The sequence below is a fragment of the Streptomyces sp. NPDC003036 genome (assembly GCF_040611175.1).
In the GTDB taxonomy this organism is placed as follows: Bacteria; Actinomycetota; Actinomycetes; order Streptomycetales; family Streptomycetaceae; genus Streptomyces.
On sequence record NZ_JBEXNO010000089.1, the window covers coordinates 1 to 4,521 of the forward strand.

Below are 4,521 nucleotides of genomic sequence, written 5' to 3' on the forward strand. Positions count from 1 at the left end.
TCGGGCCCGAGGACGCGGCGCACTGCGTCGCGTACGAGACGGTCAGCGGCCCCGCCACGGCCGCCGTCCGCCTGCTGAGCCTCGACCCCTTCCACCGGCGAAGTCCGGGGATGTCAGCCCCAGATGGGCTCGTTGGTCGTCGTGGTGGTCGTGCCGCCCGTGGTCGAGGCGGTGGTCGCGAGGACGGGGCCGTTCTGCTGGGCCGCGGCGGCGGTCGCGCCACCCAGGGCGACGATGGTGAGGGCGACGGCGGTGACGGTGGCGGTGACGGCGGCGCGGAACATGCGGAATCCCCTATTCGCAGTGTGACGGCTCGTGACTGCCGGTGTTCCCCGGCGGCACTGATACTGCCGTCGCGCAGCGCGCGCCGACAGGGAGATCGCCTGGCACGAACCGCCCAGGCACAACCGTGTCACCCCTGGCCGGGGACGTCCGCCGGTTGGACAACGCGTTGCATTACCGTGGTTGGTGCCCGACACTGCCTTCCGGCGCGGATGAACAACAGCGACGGGGCCGCGCCGGAGGACAACGGGGTCCGTACAACTCAGGGCAGCGACCGTGACACAGGTCCGTACCGCCTGCTCAGCGCTGTGTCTTGTGTGGGGGAGCTGTCCACGTGCTGACTCCGTTCGGTCTCACGGAAGGGGCCGACCGGCTCTACCGGTTCGTCCTGGCCCAGCCGGGGTGCGACGCGGCGGAGGCCGCAGAGGAATTCGGAGGCTCGGCACAGGCGTTGGACGAGGCGCTTCAGGAGCTGACGCGCCTCGAACTGCTCACGTCGGACGGGCCGGACAACGGCCGGCTGTGCGTCGTGAACCCCAAGGCCGCGCTCGACACGCTGCTCGCGTTCCAGCAGGCCGAGATAGCCGAGCGGAACCGCACCCTGGCCCGCAGCCAGGCCGCCGCCGAGATGCTGCTCGCCCAGTACGCCGCGCGGCACGGCGGCGACGAGGAGCCGGAGGTCGAGCAACTCCGCGGCATCGAGGCGGTGCAGGCCCGGATGGCCGACCTGGTGCCCACCATGCACAAGGAGTCCCTGGCCTTCGTGCCCGGCGGTGCGCAGACCCCGGCGGTGCTGGCGGCGAGCAAGGGGACCAGCGCGGAGCCGCTGGCACGCGGTGTGCGGATGCGCTCGGTGTACCTGGACTCCATACGCAACGCCCCGGGCACCCTGGAGCACGCCCAGTGGCTCACCGAACGCGGCGCGGAGGTCCGCACCGTGCCGGCGCTGCCCATGCGGCTGTGGATCAAGGACCGGGAGCTGGCGATGGTGCCGATCGACCCGGCCGACAGCACGGCGGGCGCGGTGCTCCTGCGCCAGCCCGGCGCGGTGGCGGCGTTCCTCGCGCTGTTCGAATCGGTGTGGGCCTCGGCGGTCCCCTTCGGCGAGGCGCCCCGGCGCAGTCTGGAAGACCCCGGCTCACAGCCCCGCGAACTGCTCCGCCTGCTGGCGCAGGGCTACACGGACGAGGCCGCGGCCCGCCGCCTGGGCATCTCCCTGCGCAGCGAGCGGCGCCTGATCTCGGAGCTGATGGAGAAACTGGACGCCCAGAGCCGCTTCCAACTGGGCCAGCGGGCGGTCGAGAACGGCTACGTCTGAGCCCGGGCGACCTGACAGGAGTCAGAAGGTGTCAGGTGCCGTAGACGGTGGATCGATGCCCGACGTGGACCACCCAAATCACTAGCTCACCGTTGTCGACGGTGTAGATCACCCGGTAGTCCCCCACCCGAAGGCGACGTCTGTCGGGCTGGGACACGAGGGCGGTGGTGTTGAAGCCGAACGGGTCAGTCTCCAGCTCGGTCAGCTTCGCCAGAATGCGAAGCGCCGTGTCGCGCGGAATCTTGCGGAGCTCCGCCTGGGCCTCGGGACGGAAGACGGTGCGGTATTCACTCACCGCGCGCCAGCGTTTCCCTCATGACGTCCTCGATAGGGATTCCGGGAGCCGGGTTCGCCATGCGTTCGTCGATGATCCGGTTGATCTCGCGCTCTTCCCACTCCTGGTACTTGCGCAGTACCTCGATCGACACGACGGCGGCCACCTGCTTGCCGCGGCGGGTAATGACGGTGGGCACGTCGTCGCGGTCGGCCCGCTCGACGACCTCGGCCAGGTGTGCGCGCACGTCACGGATGGACTCTATGGGCATCTGACTCATGCGCTCAAGTGTACGCAGTGTTCCATGTGTACACAATCGCTCCTACGGCTCCGGGGCTCACCTCCGCACCTGCCTGGGCGCCCGCCCCCCGACCCGCCGGCATCCTCGCCCCGCCCGCCCTTCAACCCGCCCTCAGGGCCGCGAGGAAGTCCAGCCTGGTCTCCAGCCGGGCCAGGTCCCGGCCGGTGAGTTGCTCGATGCGGGCGATGCGGTGGCGCAGCGAGTTGACGTGGAGGCGGAGCCGGGCGGCGCACCGGGTCCAGGAGGCGTCGCAGTCGAGGAACGCCTCCAGCGTGGGCAGCAGGTCGGTCCGGTGGCGGCTGTCGTGGTCGCGCAGGGGGCCGAGGAGCCGGGTGGCGAAGGCGTGCCGGGTCTCGGCCGGGATGAGGGGCAGCAGCGCCAGGATGTGTGAGGTGAGGTCGTCGGGGCCGCGTACGGTCACGCGGTCCGGGCCGTCGGCGGCGACCCGCAGCGCGGTACGGGCCTGGTCGAGCGCGCGGCGGGCGTTCCCGGGCGCGGGCACCGGGGAGCTGACGCCGATCGAGACGCTGCCCGTGGGGCCGAGCCAGCGGGTGAGCACCGCGGCGAGTCTTCGTTGGAGGGCGGGGCAGTCGAGGACCGGTTCGCGGGGCGCGTCCGAGCGCTCGGGCAGGCGTACGAGGAGGACGGCCTGTCCGGCGTCGACGGTGCCGGCGACGTCCTCCGGCGGTACCGGGACCGGGCCGTCCTCCTGGACGAGGGCCTCCTCCAGCAGGACGCGCAGGGCCGCGGCGGGGATCGGGCGGGTCGCGTCCCACTCTCCCTCGGCCACCACGAACTGGCAGCGCTGCCAGCGGTCGCGCCGGGTGACGACGCAGTGCGCGGTGCTGCGCAGCCGGACGGGGAACTCGTCGGGTGGGACGTGGCTGTACAGCAGGTCCAGGATGCGGCGGGCGAGGTCGCTGAGCACCGCCTTCTCCTGGTGGTGCGCGGACCGCGCGTCGGCGACCAACTCGACGATCCGGTCGAGGAGATCCCCGTCCGCCGCCGGCCACGCCGACGTGTCGGCGTCCACCACGAGCAGCCAGTCACCCAGCTCGGCGGCATGCTCGCCCGCGGTCGACGCTGCTCCCGCTGCCGACGGTGCCGACGGTGCCGACGGCGGCACGGCGTCGCGTACGGGCACGAGCGAGTAGAGCCGGTCGCCGAGCGCGACCCGGTGGGGAGCCGCCTCACCGGCGCGGCGCGCCGCGAGGTACCTCGCGGCCAGCGCCACCGCCGTCTTGTCACGCAACGGGGGTTGCGCGCCCGCGATCTGACGCCCCGTCGCGGAGAGGACCCGTACGTCGAGGCCGAGGCTGCTGCGCAGCAGCTCCAGTACGGAATCCGGGGCGCCTTGGTCGGTGAGGAGCCGCCGGTGGCGTTCGACCACGGCGGCGAGGTCTCCCACGGGCCGGCGCTGCAGACGGCGCAGGACGTGCTCGGTGATCGCGGTGAACGACGTCTCCGGCCGTACGGCGATGAGGGGAAGGCCGTGGCGCCGGCAGGCGCGTACGACGTCGTCCGGGACGTACCCGTGCTCGACCTCGCCGGCGGCGAGGGCCGTGACGCCCGCGCGGTCGAGGATGCGCACGAAGGGATCGGCGTCTCCGTCCCGCTGCCACCAGGCGAGCCCGGTGAGGACGAGTTCACCGCCGGTGAGGAAGCGCCCGGGGTCGGCCAGGTCGATGGTCGGGACGGCGCGTATGGCTCGGTCGAGGACGCCGTCACCGGCGTCCGGGCCCACGAGGAGAAGCAGTCCCAGCTCCTCGACGCCCAGGAGTTCGCGTAGCCGCATGATCGTCACTCTCTCACGCAGCGGCGCATGTAGGGCCGGAATGACCGCAGTTCACCGGCGCGGGGTGGTGGGAAAGCACGGTCGTCCACAGGTGACGGGGAAGTCGCTTCTGAGCGATCGGTGACTGCCTCGCCCCGGTCATCGCGCTGTCTACTTCTGCGCGTGCGGCCGACAGCGACTTCGGGCCCCTCCCTCGAAACGACGCCCGGACGAACGACTCACCACGAACATCCCGAGAAGACCACCGAGGAGAGCCGCTCATGGAATTTCTTCGCCCCGCCGACTGGGCGGAGGCGCTCGCCGCGAAGGCAGAGCACCCCACCGCCGTACCGATCGCGGGCGGCACCGATGTCATGGTCGAGATCAACTTCGACCACCGCCGCCCCCAGTACCTCCTGGACCTGGGCCGTATCGCCGAGCTCCAGGAGTGGCACGTAGGCCAGGGCACCGTCCAGTTGGGCGCCTCCGTGCCGTACACGCGGATCATGGAGAACCTCCGTGACGAGCTGCCGGGCCTGGCCCTGGCGTCCCACACGGTCGCGTCGCCGCAG

The 4,521-nt window shown here is 71.9% G+C and carries 6 protein-coding genes and 1 pseudogene; 3 read left to right on the top strand and 4 right to left on the bottom strand.

Annotated features, from left to right (window positions below; all coding sequences use genetic code 11):
* A pseudogene (locus ABZX67_RS33110) lies at positions 1-95 on the top strand (urease accessory protein UreF); the annotation flags it as partial.
* Positions 96-113: 18 nt separating this feature from the next.
* Here ABZX67_RS33110 and ABZX67_RS33115 read toward each other — a convergent pair.
* Positions 114-284: a hypothetical protein gene (locus ABZX67_RS33115; protein WP_355368472.1), complete on the bottom strand. Its 171-nt coding sequence runs from the start codon at positions 282-284 to the stop codon at positions 114-116.
* A gap of 332 nt (positions 285-616) precedes the next feature.
* Between ABZX67_RS33115 and ABZX67_RS33120 the strand changes: the two genes are divergently transcribed.
* Positions 617-1,600, top strand: coding sequence for a helix-turn-helix transcriptional regulator (locus ABZX67_RS33120; RefSeq protein WP_355368457.1), 984 nt, complete (start codon positions 617-619; stop codon positions 1,598-1,600).
* Positions 1,601-1,631: 31 nt separating this feature from the next.
* Here the strand turns inward: ABZX67_RS33120 and ABZX67_RS33125 are convergent, their stop codons facing one another.
* The 3 genes from ABZX67_RS33125 to ABZX67_RS33135 all read right to left on the bottom strand — a co-directional run bounded on the left by ABZX67_RS33125 (position 1,632) and on the right by ABZX67_RS33135 (position 3,970).
* A complete protein-coding gene (locus tag ABZX67_RS33125) occupies positions 1,632-1,895 on the bottom strand; it encodes a type II toxin-antitoxin system RelE/ParE family toxin (protein WP_355368460.1) in 264 nt (87 codons plus the stop codon).
* Positions 1,888-2,154 carry a type II toxin-antitoxin system Phd/YefM family antitoxin gene (locus ABZX67_RS33130; RefSeq protein WP_355368463.1) on the bottom strand — a complete coding sequence of 89 codons (267 nt, stop codon included), beginning with the start codon at positions 2,152-2,154 and terminating at the stop codon, positions 1,888-1,890. Before ABZX67_RS33130 ends, ABZX67_RS33125 begins: the two co-directional genes overlap by 8 nt.
* A gap of 121 nt (positions 2,155-2,275) precedes the next feature.
* Entirely contained in the window at positions 2,276-3,970 is a 1,695-nt protein-coding gene (locus tag ABZX67_RS33135; protein WP_355368466.1) for a PucR family transcriptional regulator, read from the bottom strand.
* Positions 3,971-4,230: 260 nt separating this feature from the next.
* Here ABZX67_RS33135 and ABZX67_RS33140 point away from each other — a divergent pair.
* Positions 4,231-4,521: FAD binding domain-containing protein (locus ABZX67_RS33140; RefSeq protein ID WP_355368469.1), on the top strand; the 291-nt coding region annotated here is incomplete at its 3' end.

Excerpts from the sequence above, each read along its gene's own strand:
- ABZX67_RS33130 (WP_355368463.1), bottom strand. The coding sequence starts at position 2,154 with ATGAGTCAGATGCCCATAGAGTCCATCCGTGACGTGCGCGCACACCTG.
- ABZX67_RS33115 (WP_355368472.1), bottom strand. The coding sequence starts at position 284 with ATGTTCCGCGCCGCCGTCACCGCCACCGTCACCGCCGTCGCCCTCACC.
- ABZX67_RS33135 (WP_355368466.1), bottom strand. The coding sequence starts at position 3,970 with ATGCGGCTACGCGAACTCCTGGGCGTCGAGGAGCTGGGACTGCTTCTC.